Genomic DNA, 16,624 nt, shown 5'->3' with positions numbered 1-16,624 from the left:
ATATTATTTAGTGCATCAAAACAACATTTTCTCCAATCTGTTCAAGTGATCTTCCCTTCGTTTCCGGCATCATTCTCCATACAAAAATCAGTTGTAAAACCATCATGGCGCAAAAGAAGAAGAAAATAGTAGAGCCACCAAGAGATTCTGCCAGGTATGGAAAGCAAAACGCAATTAGAGCCGCCATCACCCAGTGTGTAGAACTTCCAAGTGTTTGGCCCTTTGCCCTTACTTTATTCGGAAAGATTTCTGATATAAATACCCAGATAACTGCACCTTGAGAAAAAGCAAAAAAGGCAATGAAAAGCATCACATAAAATGGAATTTCAAATCCTGTTGCATCCGTTTTCAAAAAAGCTACAGCCACAAGTCCCAGGGATATAATTAGTCCGATTGAACCGATCAGCATCAGTGTTTTTCTTCCTACCTTATCGATAATATTTATAGCCAGTAACGTGAAAACAAAATTCACCATTCCAATACCTACAGTAGAAAGAAGGGAAGAATGCGCACCCAGACCAGCCATCTCAAATATTCTTGGTGCATAATAAATTATCGCATTTATGCCTGAGACCTGGTTGAAGAAAGCGAATAAAACAGCTAAAATAACCTGTTTATTGTATTTGCCTGAAAATAACCCTTCCTGTTTGCTGCCAGCAACTGAACCAAGGCTGGATTGTTTAATGGATGCCAGTTCTTCATTGCAGTTCAATGGGTTAATGATCCTTAAAATTTCCAAAGCCTTTTCAGTAGCACCCTTTTTTAAAATAAGCCATCTCGGACTTTCAGGTATAAAGAAAATCAATACTAAAAAGACGATCGATGGAAACGCCTGTACACCAAGCATCCATCTCCAGGAGGTATCTCCTCCCTGACTCAACAGGTAATTCGATAAATAAGAAATTAAGATTCCCAGAACTACATTGAACTGGAAAAGACCAACTAACGAACCTCTTCTGTGCGCAGGTGATACTTCGGAAATATAAATTGGAGCAGTTACGGATGAGATGCCCACCCCAAGACCCCCAAGTAGGCGGAATACTAAAAATATATACCAATTATCGGCTAATGCTGTTCCAATCGAAGACAGTAGATAAGCTAATGCCACAAAGTACAGCGTGTTTTTCCGACCGAAATGGTCTGAAGGACGAGAGCCTACAAGAGAGCCAATCACCGTTCCGATAAGGGCAATGGAAATTGTAAGGCCGTGTGCAAAAGCCGAAAGGTTCCAGAACTGCTGAATTGATTTTTCAGCACCCGATATTACAGCTGTATCAAAGCCGAACAGAAAGCCACCTAAGGCCACAACCATCGACCAGGCGAGGACAGAATGTTTTTTCATAAAAAGTTTATTATTGGTTAATGATTGCAAATTAGGCCAAATGGCTAAAGCCGACTATTAAAAATCTTTCAAAAACGTTAAAAAAAATACATTTAATTAAGTTGCTGATTATTAGTTAATTGTATTTTTAATTTGGTCGCTTATGCTGTATACTTTAAATATTGTAACATAGAATATTAAATCTGGTTACATGGTATCAAGAGCCTGCTTGAGGTTCATTTCCATTATCCAAAAGATATATATAGCTTTAGTAAATGAATAACCAAATATCTTTGAAACTATTTTTTATTCAGGCATCAAAACTTTGGTTTCTGATGTTGACCATTATCCTGTTTTTCTCTGGCTGTACCAAAAATCATGAAGAGAAAAAATTTACGATAGGGTTTTCTCAATGTGTAGGCTCGGATTTGTGGAGGAAGACAATGCTGGAAGAGATGAAAATGGAACTTTCCCTTCGCTCAGGCACCAATTTCATTTATAGGGATGCGAACAACAGCAGCAAAAAACAGATCGAGCAGGTTAAAGAATTAATCGATAACCATGTCGACATTTTAATCATATCTCCCAATGAAGCGTCACCATTGACAGATGTCGTGGAAAAAGTATATAATATGGGTATTCCTGTCATTGTGCTCGACAGGAAAACATCTTCTTCTCAATACACGGCATATGTTGGCGCTGAAAATTTTCAGGTTGGCAGAATGGCGGGCCAGTATATTTCTAAGCTGCTCAAAGGAAATGGCAAAGTGGTGGAGATTTTGGGCCTGCCGGGATCTTCACCCGCAATGGAGCGTGACAAAGGTTTTGCTGCTGAATTACGCAAATCACCGGGAATAAAACTGGTATCTCAGGTTTATGGAAATTGGATTGCCAATAGTACCTTTCACGAATTGGAAAAGAATAAAGATGCAATACTACGAGCTGATGCGATCTTTGCACATAACGACGTAATGGCCGCCAGTGCAGAAGATTTTCTTCGCCATCATAAGGATTCAAAGGACATTAAGGTAATTGGGGTAGATGCACTTCCAGGATCAGGAGGCGGGCTGCAACTTATTAGTGATGGGAAAATTGCCGCTAGCGTGCTTTATCCAACAGGAGGGAAGGAGGCCATTGGTATTGCTTTTAAAATTTTAAATAAAGAAACATTTTCAAAAGAAAATATTCTGCAAAGCTTAGTCATTGATAGTTCTTTAGTGCAACTCATGAAATTACAATGGGCAAAGGTCTCCAGTCAACAGCGAGATATCGAACGTCAGCAAACAATTCTAGCGGATCAGCTCCGAATTTATGATAATCAAAAACTGGTACTCAATGTCATTGTGATCACCCTCGTATTGGCGGTAATATTCGGAGGTTTAGCTTTTTTTTCGTTAGTGGAGAACCGAAAAATTAATAAAAGTCTTGAGCAGAAAAATACACAGATATTGGATCAACGTAATAAACTGATCGATGCATCTGCCAAGATTGAGGCTGCAACGGAAGCAAAACTAAATTTTTTTACCAATATATCCCATGAATTCAGAACTCCGCTCACTTTGATTTTGTCGCCTCTGGAAGATTTACTGAAAAGTGAAAAAATACATAGTGAGCAAAAACGGGAATTGAACAGGATTCAAAAAAATGCATATCGGTTGCTAAAACTAATTAACGAACTCATTGATTACCGAAAGCTAGAGCACCAAAAATTCCATGTTCATCCAACCTCAAATAATGTTCAGTCTTTCTTAAATGAAATCGTAGAAAGCTTCAGGTATGGAGCGCAGAAAAAAGATATTGCCCTGAAGTTTTCTGCCCCAAAAGCGGATGTTATCGCCAACTTTGATCTAAATATATTCGACAAGATCATCCTTAATCTCCTAAGTAATGCGTTAAAATTTACGCCCGCTCATGGAAGGATTAGCGTGAAGTTGATTACTGACGATGATCATTTCATCATTTCAGTTGCTGACAATGGAACTGGAATGACCCAGGAGGAATTGCTGCAAGTCTGGGATCAGTTTTATCAATCGAACACAAGCGAATCACGAGGCTCTGGCCTTGGGCTTTCCCTCACTCGGGAGCTGGTGCATTTGCACGGTGGTATTATTGATGTTCAGAGTAGCAAATGGCAAGGAAGTACATTTACAATAACAATGCCGTATGGTAATCAGGTACCTTCTGAAGTTTCCGTGTTAAAAGAGGCAGACCGCATGACTTCATTAACCGAACAGGTAAAAGTTTTCGTGACAGAAGATTTGGTAGTAGAGGAAAGAGTGGTTGATCCCATAGCTGAATATATCAGGGAATATTCCATATTGATTATTGAAGATAATTCAGATTTATTAAAATACCTCGTGGATAAATTTTCAAATCATTATGAGGTATATACAGCAACTACCGGGAACCAGGGACTTCATGAAGCCTTTGAAAAAATCCCGGATATTATAATTTCTGATGTGATCATACCTGGTATGTCAGGAAAGGAAATCGCAAAAAAGGTCAAAACAGATCTCCGAACTTCTCACATCCCGCTTATTTTGTTAACCGCTCAAGGAAGCCCTGAACAGCAGATAGATGGAATCAATAGCATGGCTGATCTCTACATGACCAAACCTTTTCATTTTGACTACCTTCTGGCAAATGTGAAGAACCTGCTCTCAAACCGAATGTTATTGAAAGAGCATTACGTCAGCGATATTAGTTCAGACACAGAGCGAAAATCAATACTAAGCCATCTTGATAAAAAGTTTCTTAATGATTTTGCTGGATTTGTAGAACATCACCTTGGTGATGAAACACTTAATGTGGAGAAACTTGCGGCGATGATTGGTATATCACGAATCCAGCTTTACAGAAAGGTTAAAGCATTACTGGATTGTAGCATCACCGACTATATTTTAAATAGAAGGTTAAAAAAGGCTAGTTATATGTTAGCCAACGACGATTTTTCAATTTCGGAAATCGCTTTCAAAATAGGAATATCTTCACCTACATATTTTTCAACGCTTTTCAAAAGTAAATATGGAATGAGTCCGTCTGATTTCAAAAAGAAACAGAATAATTAATGGAGTTTCCCGTTTGATATGGTGATAACGAAACGCATTGAAAATGGCTCCTACATTTGTTCATGGTAGTTTTCTGTGCTGAATTTTCTTGAATAAATATAAATGCTTCTTTTTTTGTGAGTAACATATGAGACTGGCTGCCCGAAACTAGTATTTTCTCCTGAATAGATTGACCAAGTCTCACCAGCAATAGATTTGTTGTAAGTTTTTGATTGGCTGCATATTTATAAATTGGCGAGGTAGGGGTCAAACTTATTGGGATGTTAAAATCCTTCAATTTTGCCAAAATACGGGCAATTTATAATTCCTCATTTTCGATGAAGCCCGCCGCTGCGTTTCCCATTATCGGAATTGGTAAGTACCGAAATCTCACCCTAAGGCTGCGCAGGCAGCCGCTGTAAAAATCATTCCATCATCAACTTTGCTTCCGTTTTATACTTTGTCATATGTTAATTGGCTCTGGCTACCCGTCGATCTGTTCGATAAGGTTTAACCCCAACTACTGCGTTTTCCGATCCAAAGATCAGCTTAGTGGATCTTTTTTAAACCTCACCCTAAGGCTGCGCAGGCAGCCACTTTAAAAAATTATTCTAAAATAAGTTGTATCCCAGCTTTTGCTGCCTTGTAGGTAATCTTTTCCTTTAAGCTATAATAACTCCAGTTCTTCAACAAAAACTGATCGTCTTTAGCTATTTCTTCTTTCTCCAGTTGGTTTACCAGAAGGAGGGTAGCTGCATGGTTTTTAACACAGAAATCGATCAACAACCGGCTGTATACATGCAGTTTCTGCTCCACATATCTTTTTTCAAGGTGTTGGTAATCTTCCAGGCTCTTCATTTTGCGCTTTTTACCATGGCCCCCACGGTTATAGGGCACGGCTTTTTTTACCCTTTGTATGGCTGCCTGTATCGCCAGCCGGCGGTGTAAAAACTCTTCCTTGCTACCAATGGCCTGTTCTAAACTACCCACCTTTACAATTACCGGATGCTCTATGGAAAGGGAAGCCTCTGCAATAATTGTGGCATCAAGTGCATGCTGTTCTTTTTCAATTTCTATCGCTGCAAGCAGGTATACCTTGCCCCCGTCTAACTGCAAATGGCTGGCACGTAATTTTAAGGCCCCGCTCTTAATCCTTTCTAACATCATTTTCTTATCAGACCGGTCTCTACCCAGATAAGTTTTAAAAGGAATTTGGAAAAGTTTAAAAGAAAAATCCCTGTTATCTGCGGTATGGCTCAGCCCACATAACACCTCGGCGCCAAAAGGCAGGGGGATGTTGCGCTTATAGTTTCGGAGTGATTTTTCTCCCTTCCAATAGGCGTCTTTTTCTTTGTTGAAATTACTGAGCAGTGAGTTATTTAAATTGCTGAGGATATTGGTAGGCACCTGACCTTTAAAATGGTTAGACAACAACCTGTAGGTGGTATTCTGCCTTGATGATTTCAAAATCCCATTTTCCTCCTTCTTTTGGTCGGCAATTTTAAATTTAATCTCTTCTGTGAGGTAAAAGAAATCTTTTACTTGTTCTTGAATAAATTGATGGCTCATAATCATGTTGGCAGAACGGAAACAGATCCATTGCCAGTTGTAAAGCTGCGCTTTGGTCTGTTTGATGAATTCCTGATCTTTAGAATCGATCAACAGCTGGATTTTACGGGTGACTACCATTGTGTTTTTCATAAGTTAATTTTAGATATTCAAGTAGTAAAAAAATCAATTCACCCACCACACAGTCTTTCCTGCCCTTATGCCGGGCATTGGCACTCCATTTTGAACGACCAAAATGGAGGAAAAGTCGTCGGCTGCGCCCTTTGCTTTTAAAGTTTCTGCTTTGGCTAATGTTTTCTCAGCCGCAAAGGCCAAGGCCGATTTAAGCTAGTTTAAGGGCGGTGCTCGAAGCTAGCGACCTAACCGTATTGACATTTCATATTTTCATATTTGTGTTTTTCATGTCTAATTTTTTTAGTTGTCATTAAGCCAATTTATTTGCCCACTACACAGTCTTTCCCGCCCTTGTCGATTAATCGGCACAAGCTATGCCGGGCATTGGCACTCTGTTCTTTTTGTGTCAGTCTGAGCGCCTGCCTGCCGTGGCTGGTAGTCGAAGACTTTCTATTTCAGTCAAAAACAAAAAATAATTCCTTCAACTACGCTACCATTGACGTTATTTTAACTAGCTGAAAATCAGTACAATTATTTAATTCCTCCCCCTGCCCCTCCGACAGATCGGAGTAAACTCTCCAAAGGGGGACATGCATGATTCATATCTTTATACCTGCGGAAAACCGTCATTTATTTTGATTTTTATTAAATAAGTGTCATCCTGAGCCTGTCGAAGGACAGCTGTTTTTTATTTTACTTCTATTAACGACGGTCTTCGACTACGCTACCGATGTAAAATCGGCACACGTCAAGACTGACATAATTTAGCTACAGTTTAATTTTTTTAATCTTTAGTGATGCCGTAACAAATGCCTGTTGGATATAACCTTGATCTAACTTTAGTGCGGCTGCGATTTCTCTAAAACTATATTGCAACTGGTAGCGCATGTGCATAATGGCCGTATTCTCCTCACTCAGATCGCCCTCGAACTTAAATTTACTGACTTGCCCCACTGCTTCTAGTTTTTGGGTATCGGTAATAATTGCTTTTAGGCAAGCCAGCGTTTGCTCTACTTTTCTGGCCACTTGGTAATCTGAGATGCCACCTATGTGCCATGCGATACGCCCATAATCAAAAGCATACTTGATACACAGGCGGACGAACATTTGTTGCTCAGCCGAGAGGTTGGGGAGTACCGCCTCCACCTTTTGCCATTGCTCTTTAATATCGGCTTCGGGTTCCTGTTGGTAAAGCGATTGTTCCTCCTCTTCGAGTGTTGGGTCATAACCTGCCATAAATTCTTGGTAGTTCTCTAACTCATCTAGCCGGAGCATGTTTCGCTGAAACCTGTTGCTGGAGGTTTTAAAATAAGCCTTGCAACCATCGGAAGTGAGTTTCCTCAAAAAGATTTCTATTTGGCTGGGGCAGCTCATGTTTTTTCTGGTAAGCCAAAGCCGCAGAAAAGCCTCGTTTACAATGCAACCTGCATTTACATCGTCTTTAATGTACCTGAGGCCGCTGTAATATAATGAAGGGTAGAAAAGCTGATAGAAAAACGCCAAGCCCTTTTCATTGCCTGCCAGCAACATACTGAAATAGTGTTGGTGCTTTGGCAGCACTTTTGTTTTTGAGGGTTCCATATGTTCTCATTTAATTTAATATTAAATAAGCCTCAACAAGTGGATGCCAATTTGAAAAATAGGGCTGGCAACTCACTTAGTCTAATGTAACTTGGCTCTGACAAAGCCCCCTTCCGTTGAGAAGGGCTCCCACAAAAGGCATAAGTGAGCACCAACCCTATAGCAAATATAGGGTTTTGGTTGCTCAACTTACTTTCGCGGGAATAAACTGTCAGATTTAGTTGCGAGGCATGTTAGCAATTCCTTTACTGATAATTGAACTGCAATTTTATTTTTTATTCTGTTATTTCTTCATAAAGCTAATTTAAGAAGGATTATTCTTAATAGCAAATTTGCTATTAATTATTTTGTTTTATTGCAGTCTATTTGTTAGGTGAAGTATTTAAAGGACGAAGAGTTTATCAAAAAATTTGGCCGTAAATTGAAACAGGTACGAGAAGATAGGGGATTATCTCAAGAACAGTTTTCATTACTTACTGAGGTGTCTCAAAGTCAGATTGCTAGAACCGAACTCGGGCAAGTGAATACGAGTATCAGTCACGTTTCGATTTATGCTAAATTTCTGAAGGTTGATCCAAGGGATTTATTTGATTTTTAGGAATTGAAAAAATATCAGATTAACCGCCTATTTTTTATGGATTTAAAGGTAGTTATAGACATAGTTTTGATCCCGCTGGCACGTGAACTTCGTTCAATTTTCAGCTAGCTGGTATGATTTTTAAAAGTGAGTCACCGAATCACTCACTTCAATTTCTGTTTTTAAAGAAAGTTCAGATTGGTCATACATAAGGTCTAAAACCTTCTCAGCCGTTTCTAAATCTACTTTGCGGTCATAATTTGCGAAATTTTGCATAACCATTTCTGGAGTTACTGATCTTTTCATAATTATATTTTTCTATTTGCAGTCAAATTACAATGAATATAATTGTGGTTTAGTCTGAAATATCTAATTGAACTAATTACATGTTAAAAAGTTTATTAGCTGATCAGCCGAATTTGATTTACATTGCAAATGTATTAAGTCACTGAAACACAAAATTATGAGTAGACCATTCATAGAAGAAATGAAAACATGGCCGCGAAACTTAAGTACGGCAATTGGTGGTGGATTATCCACATCAATAGGAGGTGGTATGTCTACTTCTTTATATGGAGGCATGTCTACATCTTTATATGGAGGTATGTCTACTTCTTTATATGGAGGTATGTCAACTTCCTTATATGGTGGATTATCAACTTCATTGTATGGCGGATTATCTACGTCATTGTATGGTGGACTATCTACGTCATTATATGGTGGATTATCAACATCACTCTATGGTGGATTGTCCTCTTCTGTTGGGGGAGGAATGTCAACTTCGGCACAAAATATTTATAAAAGTAACATACCGCCCTGGCCTGTTTTTCTACTTGAATTAGAAAAGAGAGGTTATAAAGCCCAAGCAGGCCTTATTCGTAGGCACTTGCCTAGTTTCCTTTATCCTGAAAATTATTTTTAATCTTATTCGAAGGATTGCATAGTTAAAATCAAATAGAATCGAGTATGGCATCAACAACAACTGCAAAAAAAGAGATTATCGATTTCCTATGGGAATGGGCTGAACCAAAAGGAGATTGGGCAAAGCTCCTGATTGATAATATTGTGAAAACAGAGTCTGCCTTGTCTATTTCTGAAAGGGAACAGGTTTTTGATCATTTTATTGATTCGTTGCGAACCAAGAGGAAATTGGCTGCGATTACTGTTCATAAACCTATTTTTAAATCCACCGATAAAACAATAAAACTAGCTACTTTATCTAACGTTACTGGTGTAAACCGGTTAGCCAAAAACCAAAAAATGGATTTCGCTAACAATTTAACAGTTGTTTATGGAGAAAATGGTACTGGGAAAACAGGCTATGGTAGAATATTAAAGACACTGGGTTTTAGCTATGATGTGCATAATACCATCCACCATAACATATATGGTGTAAACGAACCCAAATCAGCAACAATCGATTTTAGTGTAAATGGATTGAGCAGTACTTTCAATTGGAATGGGAGTAATGTAGAATCTTCTCTGTCTAACATTTCAGTATTTAACAATAATTGTGTCCAAATATCTTTAACTGACCGTAAATTAATTGTTTCTCCAATTGGTTTTCATTTATTCAATATTGTAACAAGTGAACTAGTCGAACTAAGTAACTTGTTGAATGTTAAAAAAAGCTCATATCCTGTAACACTTCTTTGGTCTGCTACCTTACATGAGGGTACTGCTCAACATACTTTTATCAATGGTCTCACTGATAAATCAAGCGAGGAGCAATTGGCCAAATTATCTGAATTCCCAACGAATATCTTGGATGCTATTATTCAGAAAGAGAAAAGCCTACAAGGATTAAACCAAGAATTGATAACTACGCAAATACGAAACCTCACTACCCAAATTTCGGAACTAACAAACGTGGTATCAAAAATTAAAGGTACTCAAGCAATTTTTAGCAAAACTGTATGGGATGGTCTGATTATATTAAATGAAACAATCGTTTCACTTCAAGGAAAAAGTAAAGTTGGATTGAAGGAGATTGCTGAAGCTAATGATATTCAATTTTATGAAACACAGCAATTCAAAAACTTTATTATTTCAGCCGAAAACTACATCAATCTACTCGAACCACCTTATCCAAAAATAGGCGACGAGTGTATTTACTGCAAGCAACCCTTGGAAGAACCAGCTAAACAATTACTATCGGCCTATAAAAAACTTTTGAACGATACTACAGAAACTGATCTTAGGAATTCCAATAAAAGCAGAACAGAATTAATCAATAAAATCAATTTAGTTGAAAGTAATATAATACTAAATCAGGCTTCATTTGGTATTGATACAGAATCAAATGTAATTCAGCCAATTGAATTGTATTCTTTTAACAAAAAAATACAAAGTCTTAAAGACGCCTTTGTTAATAATACCTTATCTAAAGAGATTAATTTTGATTTAAGTTATTCGGCAATCATCAAGGTGCTTGAGGATCAAAAATCTATTCTATCGGAAACGCTTAAAATTAAAAATGAGGCGCTTTTAACTATAGCTGAACAAGTCTCTGCTATTCAAACGGAGATAAATGAACTGAAAGATAGAAAAATGCTTGCAGACAATGAAGTAGAAATCAAGAAAGTTATACTCAATAAAAAAAACTTAGCCTTGTTAAATTCTAAGGCAAGCGAATTTAATACAGCTTCGATAAGTAGAAAAACAACGGAAGCTAGGGAAGAATTGATTAGCCAGAACTTTGGTGAAACCTTTCAGAAGGAACTTAAAGCATTTGGGAAATCACACTTAAAAATTGATCTAAGCTTTGGTACCGATAAGGGAAATTCCAAAATTAGTCAGAAGATCAATCAATATACCCTAACCGATATATTAAGCGAAGGAGAACAAAAAGCGATTGCCCTAGCTGAATTTTTGACTGAACTTGATTTGGATAATACTAAAGCTCCTGTTGTTTTTGATGATCCAGTAAATAGCCTAGATCATAACATTATTGATGATGTTGCGATAAGGCTCATTAAGCTTTCTAAAAATAGACAGGTCGTAATTTTCACGCATAGTATCTTATTGCTAAACAGCTTACTCCAGCAATCAAAGTTACCCACAAATGCCCAGCAGGGAATTGATTTTACATTTTATGCAGTTAAAAATAACTTTGGGGATACGGGTATATTAGATGACGTGGAAGGGATTAATTCACATACGTTCTATATCAACAAGCTCAAAAAGGTATTAGAATGTTTGGATAAATCTTTAAGCGAAGAAAAATTAGCATCTGAAGGATACGGTCACCTAAGAGCAGCTATAGAGGTATGTGTAGAAGAAGATGTTTTGAAAAATACAATTATACGTTATAGAAAAGGGGTCGCTTTTCCAGCATTGCTGAGAATTGACGGTACGAAGATCGACTCTCTAAAAGGTGATCTAAATGAATTATATGAAAAGTGCTGTACGTCTATAGATGGCCATAGTAGCCCTGATGGGGTGCACGTTACACCGAGTATTTTTGGTTTGAAATCAGATTTTGAAAGTTATAAGAAAATCAGAACTGCATTTCAGGCTAAATAGAATGTTCGTCCGTATTTTAGCGGTTCTTGCTAGGTTTAATAAAAATTCTATATTCGTTTTAATAGTTCTTTGCTCTCAACTGCTATCTCTGGAGAAATATCTTCTGAAAGCTCTGTGCCTGAAATATCAATTCCTTGAGCTTTGTTAAGCGTGTCAACCTCAAGTTTTTCAAGCTCAAAATAATTATATGTGTAAATTCCCTTTTCCGAAAGTTTTATATACTTGACAGATTTTTTATTATTCCTGGTATTTACTAAGTATTCTATATTCTCAAAATACTCATCAAGATTCGGATGGCTAATCAGATATTGTAAACGATCCTGTGCATTCAATTGAACTCCCTCTGCATCTAACAAAAAATCAATGTTATTACCCTTTATCCTCATATTACAACGCTTACAGGAGACACTAAGGTTGAAAAGCCGGAACATGAAGTTACCATAAAGTGATTTTGGCAAAACATGTTCTATATCAATAACCATATTAAACTCATCTGTCATATCTCTCCTACAATAACAACATTGCTCATCAGTTATGGTTAAATAATGTACTTTTATCCGGCGTTTGATATCTACCAATATCTCATTTTCCCAAATTTTCCCTCCTTGGTCAATCGCTTCTTGTATTGTTACCAAGTCTTCAGCAGTTATTGGCATTAGGTTCTACTTTCAATTATTTTCTGACCCATTTCAAGAATCCCATCCAAAACCTCTTTTTGGTCGTCACTATAAGAAGATCTTCTAAAATCATTTATTTCAAGTTCAAATCGGACAATATCAATTTGCCCAGCTGCAAGTAAATTCATGAGTTTGACAATTTCTTGCGATAAATATCTATTCTCAGGGGTCGTGACATTAAAAAAATCCTGATATATTTCTTCAACATTTTGGGAATCGCTAAACTGACTTGCAAATTGTCCATTACTTCCTTTGTAAACTGTAACCCCTGAGGATGTGATTTCAGCCGCATTGATTATTAAGGGTGAATGCGTAGCGATAATTATTTTTGGTTCATATCGATAGAAGTGGTCAATAAGCAATTTGACATATTCAGTTTGCCATTTTGGATGAAGGCTATTCTCAGGTTCATCAATTAAGATCACTGCGTGACTGGAAATACTGGACACAATGTATAATAATGAAGTTATTAACGTAAGTTCGCCTGAACTAGCACTATTTAATGGAAGTATTTGTCGATCTCTGAATAGAAAAACCTCTATATCACTAATCAATTTCAGTGATTTAATTTCTTTTTCATAGATTAAGATAGTAATCAGAAAAGAATCCCTTAAATCGTAAAAATCAGAGTGATGTAGGTTGATCCTATGGATGTCGTTACTATATGGTGTTTCTCTTAAGAACCTCGAAAGACAGTATGAAATATCACTTTTCGCCTTTTCTGTTAATTGTGCATCGTTGTCAATTATTTGTTCAAAATTCCTTTTGATACCTTTTACTCTTATCCCTACAACTGGATCGAAATTTACATAACGCAATGCGATTGCAATGCTGCTTTGTCTTTTATTATCATTTTCAACGAGGAGCTTCAAAGCCGATTTGAGAGTTTTTTTAGCTATTGTTTTACCTGTTGATGCTCGCAGGATTTCAAAACGAGGGTTTTTAAAATTGAATTTATCGTGGATGGTATTAGCCAATGCGATAACTTTTCTTCTCGTGTTGAAAATATAATGCCGTGCAATAGCATTCAGTAAGGTGCTCTTTCCGCTTCCATTTTCGCCTATAAGAATATTTATATCTTCATCTAAATTATTATCACTTAGGAGACCTTGCGGTATTGCGATTTGATCAGAGTACATTGTTTAAAGTTATTTATAATTTCAGAATTAAACATATATTTGAAATAAGGGGCTCACTTTTCAAAAAGTCGAAGAATGCTTGCAGATGAATCGCCGTTCGAAATCAAGAGCCCCTTATTCTGTCCTAAAAGGCTCATATACCGAATGGAAATATACTTTATCAGGAATTGAATGTAGTGTGTTTTGCTTATCAAAGGTTTTAATTCTTCTTAATACTACCTGTATAATGGATGATTGCCTATAATTGAATTTAACTTCGGCCCGAAGAGTTAAGTAGTCAATTTTTTTAATATATCTTTTACTTTCCCTAGGTGTTCCCTTTTTTACTTTTGTGAAGTTCTTTACTTCCTTACAGATCATATAAGAAACACTTAGTAAAATTAATGAGTTAATCATTCTCATTTTACCTCTATTTTTTCTAGTTATGTGCTGCCATCCACTTTGAGAATATCTTATGTCTCCCAAGATGTTGTTATTTATTAGTGGGTAGTTACCGACACCGAAACTAATTTTAGTGTAGATTTTTTTTGCAGAGTTTTTTAAATCCACTATCGATGGCGTTTCAAAATTATGATCTTTTGTGTCGATCTTTTGAACCATACTTGAAATAAATTTTTCTCCTCCTAATCTCTTAATTTCCCTAAAAGCCTCATCATTTAGGTGATTTTCCTTTTTGATAATCATTGAATAGCCATTTTCTGAATACGACTCTTTGATTTGTGTATCTCCCCACCAACATTTATTGGATTCCAAGTCTACAAATATTATTATTACAGGGCCTATAAAATTTTGCCAAACAACTTTATGCTTATCAAGTTTTTCTTTCGACTGAAAATTAATCCCAAATTTAGTCTTATCGGCAACATTAATATAATATGAATTAGATCCTTTAGTGGGAATTTTTGATACTCCTTTAACCTGAAAACCAATTAAGTTACCTGTTTCTACTCTCGTGACTCCCCTAACTATTTTTCCCTTAATATTCTTTTTGATTCTTGTTTTCTTTCTAAGACGGATATAACCATCTATCGAATTATCAATGCTTCCATCAACTGGTTGAACGAAATGACCTGAATTTTGAATAATTTTTTGAGCCTCTATGAAGGCCTTTTGTCCAGTAAGTTGGGTGTCAAAATCTCTTTCTGACATTATATGGTTTGCGCTAACTTAATATTTAATTTAATGGTTATCTTAATGCTGTTGTCCTAAAATATAATTAAAATCTTAAATAACCTACTTAAGTTGTTTTTTACATTTATATGTATATAATTAATAGCTTCTTATACAAGATTAATTTCCTTCAACTTAACATCAAACTCTGCCATTGCTCAGCTGTTCTAGATGTTCCGCAGGGCATCTCAAACTAATGATAAAGGCGGATTTGTAATCCGATGAGTTAAACCCATGCCAGTGCACTCTTGTAACTTGTGCAAGGGTTGAGGAGTATTAAATTACTAGCCAGAAGGAGATTGCCACAACCGATGAAGGATTATGGTTCGCAATTACGCGGATGAAGGAGGTTGCAGCAATCAATAGGTAAGACTTAAAGCCCATCCCGATGCTTAGTTCGGGAATGGGCTTTAAGCTAAACAATAACGAGTGTTTCTAGCGTGGTATTGCCAGGGGTATCTTTAGCTTCGGCAGTAATTTTGGTGCCTGCCAAACTGCTATTTAAGGTAGTGGTTTCGTAAAACCAATCTACACTGTTGGCACTTTGGGTGGCCAAGCCGCTCTCTAATAAGAGGTCTGCGGCATCGTAAATGCTCACTTTTACTTCGGTAAGTCCAAAGTTGTCTATAGCCCTTACCCTAATTTGCTCACCGATTTGCCCTTGGTAGTTGTCGGCATCAATTACGCTGATCTCTGGCGCTTTGCAATAATCTGCCAAGGCTAAATTGTAGGCCGAGGTACCGGGTTTAGCCAATAGCTGATAGACGGCTAACAAAGCTGGGTTGTTGATCACGCCTCTGGCGTAAACCACCGCTTCTCTAAATTTAAGCTTTGCCTCCAGCTGTTTTGCGGAATATACGGGGTTCTCCGTCTTTTTTGGTCTTTTGGCAATTACCGTTTGGTTGCTTCCAAAATTTTTAAATACCAATAGGTTGCCCACTTTACCGCGGGCACCATACATTACTTCGTTGTTTTCTGACTTTGCCATTTTTTTGCTGTTTTTAAAATGTGATTAATTAAAATTTGCAATCTTGTTTTACCGGTATTCTTGCGTAGTGTAAAGATGGAGTAGAAAAAAATATGGCTCGCCGCGTTTGGCGGGTTCCGTTGCATTTGTACCTATTATGCACTATTTGTCTGTATTTGTCGCAATTGGCAGTTTGGGCTGTTGGCTTGCCGTCGGTCTACCGTCGGTGCTACGTTGGTGATACGTTAGTAGGTAGGGTGGCAGATAATGGGTTGCTTTAAATCAAAGGTCCGCACCTTTAAAATGAAGTCAACATATACCAATTCAGTGTGAGTTGGATGTACAAACACTATACTAAAAAAGATTGCCACACCCGATGAACGATCGGGTTCGCAATGAAGCGAAATGTGTAGGGCATTGGTAGATGAGTTAGGGTTGTGGGTAACGGCCAATAGCTAAGCACTACCATTGCGAAGCACGCTATCCGGCCTCAGTGAATTAGCGTAAAAAAAATCAATTGGAAGGATTGTCAGAAATAAAAGCTGTTTGAGCGAAGCGAGTTCTTTTATTTCCAATCCGAAGATTTGATTTTTAGCGAATTCAGTGCAGCCTTGATTTTTGGTTACCTTTCCATCAAGGGAAAGGTAAAAGCCATACGCTGGCTAAGCGTGGCAAGGTTTGAGCGTTTGGAATTTATGGCAAGAGATCTCTCGCCCACCGATAAAAACCGGTACAGGTCGGAATGACAAGTTGTACAGGAGATTGCCACGCCCGATGAAGGATCGGGTTCGCAATGACGGGGAAGGTGTAGGGCAGTGGTAGCTCGCTTAGGGTTGTGGGTAACGGGCAATAGCTAAGCACTACCATTGCGAAGCACGCTATCCGGCCTCAGTGAATTGGCGTAAAAAAAATCAATTGGAAGGATTGTCAGAAATAG

At 37.5% G+C, this 16,624-nt stretch carries 12 protein-coding genes; 4 read left to right on the top strand and 8 right to left on the bottom strand.

Going from position 1 to position 16,624, the window contains the following annotated elements; genetic code table 11:
• Positions 1-7: 7 nt before the first annotated feature.
• The gene (locus OQZ33_RS09950; RefSeq protein WP_265798891.1) at positions 8-1,342 is read right to left on the bottom strand and encodes a sugar porter family MFS transporter; all 1,335 of its coding nucleotides are present in this window, start codon (positions 1,340-1,342) and stop codon (positions 8-10) included.
• Positions 1,343-1,596: 254 nt separating this feature from the next.
• Between OQZ33_RS09950 and OQZ33_RS09945 the strand changes: the two genes are divergently transcribed.
• Positions 1,597-4,389 (top strand): substrate-binding domain-containing protein, encoded by a 2,793-nt coding sequence (locus OQZ33_RS09945; protein ID WP_265798890.1) that lies wholly within the window; start codon positions 1,597-1,599, stop codon positions 4,387-4,389.
• Between the two features lie 585 nt (positions 4,390-4,974).
• Here the strand turns inward: OQZ33_RS09945 and OQZ33_RS09940 are convergent.
• Both OQZ33_RS09940 and OQZ33_RS09935 read right to left on the bottom strand, forming a co-directional pair.
• Positions 4,975-6,069 (bottom strand): hypothetical protein, encoded by a 1,095-nt coding sequence (locus OQZ33_RS09940; protein WP_265798889.1) that lies wholly within the window; start codon positions 6,067-6,069, stop codon positions 4,975-4,977.
• A gap of 750 nt (positions 6,070-6,819) precedes the next feature.
• Positions 6,820-7,632 carry an RNA polymerase sigma factor gene (locus tag OQZ33_RS09935; RefSeq protein ID WP_265798888.1) on the bottom strand — a complete coding sequence of 271 codons (813 nt, stop codon included), beginning with the start codon at positions 7,630-7,632 and terminating at the stop codon, positions 6,820-6,822.
• Positions 7,633-8,005: 373 nt separating this feature from the next.
• Between OQZ33_RS09935 and OQZ33_RS24480 the strand changes: the two genes are divergently transcribed.
• A complete protein-coding gene (locus OQZ33_RS24480) occupies positions 8,006-8,230 on the top strand; it encodes a helix-turn-helix domain-containing protein (protein WP_416338748.1) in 225 nt (74 codons plus the stop codon).
• Positions 8,231-8,350: 120 nt separating this feature from the next.
• Here the strand turns inward: OQZ33_RS24480 and OQZ33_RS09930 are convergent, their stop codons facing one another.
• Positions 8,351-8,515 (bottom strand): hypothetical protein, encoded by a 165-nt coding sequence (locus tag OQZ33_RS09930; protein WP_265798887.1) that lies wholly within the window; start codon positions 8,513-8,515, stop codon positions 8,351-8,353.
• A gap of 157 nt (positions 8,516-8,672) precedes the next feature.
• Here OQZ33_RS09930 and OQZ33_RS09925 point away from each other — a divergent pair, with 157 nt between their 5' ends.
• A complete protein-coding gene (locus OQZ33_RS09925) occupies positions 8,673-9,131 on the top strand; it encodes a hypothetical protein (RefSeq protein ID WP_265798886.1) in 459 nt (152 codons plus the stop codon).
• 44 nt (positions 9,132-9,175) lie between these two features.
• Positions 9,176-11,734: an AAA family ATPase gene (locus tag OQZ33_RS09920; RefSeq protein WP_265798885.1), complete on the top strand. Its 2,559-nt coding sequence runs from the start codon at positions 9,176-9,178 to the stop codon at positions 11,732-11,734.
• Between the two features lie 47 nt (positions 11,735-11,781).
• Here OQZ33_RS09920 and OQZ33_RS09915 read toward each other — a convergent pair whose 3' ends face one another.
• From OQZ33_RS09915 to OQZ33_RS09900, 4 genes are all read right to left on the bottom strand, one after another.
• Entirely contained in the window at positions 11,782-12,390 is a 609-nt protein-coding gene (locus OQZ33_RS09915; RefSeq protein WP_265798884.1) for an HNH endonuclease, read from the bottom strand.
• On the bottom strand, positions 12,390-13,550 hold the full coding sequence (locus tag OQZ33_RS09910; protein WP_265798883.1) for an AAA family ATPase: 1,161 nt from the start codon (positions 13,548-13,550) through the stop codon (positions 12,390-12,392). The genes OQZ33_RS09915 and OQZ33_RS09910 overlap by 1 nt, the downstream gene beginning before the upstream one ends.
• Before the next feature lie 114 nt (positions 13,551-13,664).
• The gene (locus OQZ33_RS09905; RefSeq protein WP_265798882.1) at positions 13,665-14,699 is read right to left on the bottom strand and encodes a DUF4365 domain-containing protein; all 1,035 of its coding nucleotides are present in this window, start codon (positions 14,697-14,699) and stop codon (positions 13,665-13,667) included.
• A gap of 436 nt (positions 14,700-15,135) precedes the next feature.
• On the bottom strand, positions 15,136-15,708 hold the full coding sequence (locus OQZ33_RS09900) for a hypothetical protein (RefSeq protein WP_265798881.1): 573 nt from the start codon (positions 15,706-15,708) through the stop codon (positions 15,136-15,138).
• Positions 15,709-16,624: the final 916 nt, after the last annotated feature.

The organism is Pedobacter sp. MC2016-05, from assembly GCF_026239735.1.
Taxonomy (GTDB): domain Bacteria; phylum Bacteroidota; class Bacteroidia; order Sphingobacteriales; family Sphingobacteriaceae; genus Pedobacter.
This window is presented reverse-complemented; position numbering and strand designations above follow the sequence as displayed.

What these genes read in the sequence shown, in the direction of transcription:
- OQZ33_RS09950 (WP_265798891.1), bottom strand. Translation starts at nt 1,342, where the DNA reads ATGAAAAAACATTCTGTCCTCGCCTGGTCGATGGTTGTGGCCTTAGGT.
- OQZ33_RS09945 (WP_265798890.1), top strand. Translation starts at nt 1,597, where the DNA reads ATGAATAACCAAATATCTTTGAAACTATTTTTTATTCAGGCATCAAAA.
- OQZ33_RS09940 (WP_265798889.1), bottom strand. Translation starts at nt 6,069, where the DNA reads ATGAAAAACACAATGGTAGTCACCCGTAAAATCCAGCTGTTGATCGAT.
- OQZ33_RS09935 (WP_265798888.1), bottom strand. Translation starts at nt 7,632, where the DNA reads ATGGAACCCTCAAAAACAAAAGTGCTGCCAAAGCACCAACACTATTTC.
- OQZ33_RS09930 (WP_265798887.1), bottom strand. Translation starts at nt 8,515, where the DNA reads ATGAAAAGATCAGTAACTCCAGAAATGGTTATGCAAAATTTCGCAAAT.
- OQZ33_RS09925 (WP_265798886.1), top strand. Translation starts at nt 8,673, where the DNA reads ATGAGTAGACCATTCATAGAAGAAATGAAAACATGGCCGCGAAACTTA.
- OQZ33_RS09920 (WP_265798885.1), top strand. Translation starts at nt 9,176, where the DNA reads ATGGCATCAACAACAACTGCAAAAAAAGAGATTATCGATTTCCTATGG.
- OQZ33_RS09915 (WP_265798884.1), bottom strand. Translation starts at nt 12,390, where the DNA reads ATGCCAATAACTGCTGAAGACTTGGTAACAATACAAGAAGCGATTGAC.
- OQZ33_RS09910 (WP_265798883.1), bottom strand. Translation starts at nt 13,550, where the DNA reads ATGTACTCTGATCAAATCGCAATACCGCAAGGTCTCCTAAGTGATAAT.
- OQZ33_RS09905 (WP_265798882.1), bottom strand. Translation starts at nt 14,699, where the DNA reads ATGTCAGAAAGAGATTTTGACACCCAACTTACTGGACAAAAGGCCTTC.
- OQZ33_RS09900 (WP_265798881.1), bottom strand. Translation starts at nt 15,708, where the DNA reads ATGGCAAAGTCAGAAAACAACGAAGTAATGTATGGTGCCCGCGGTAAA.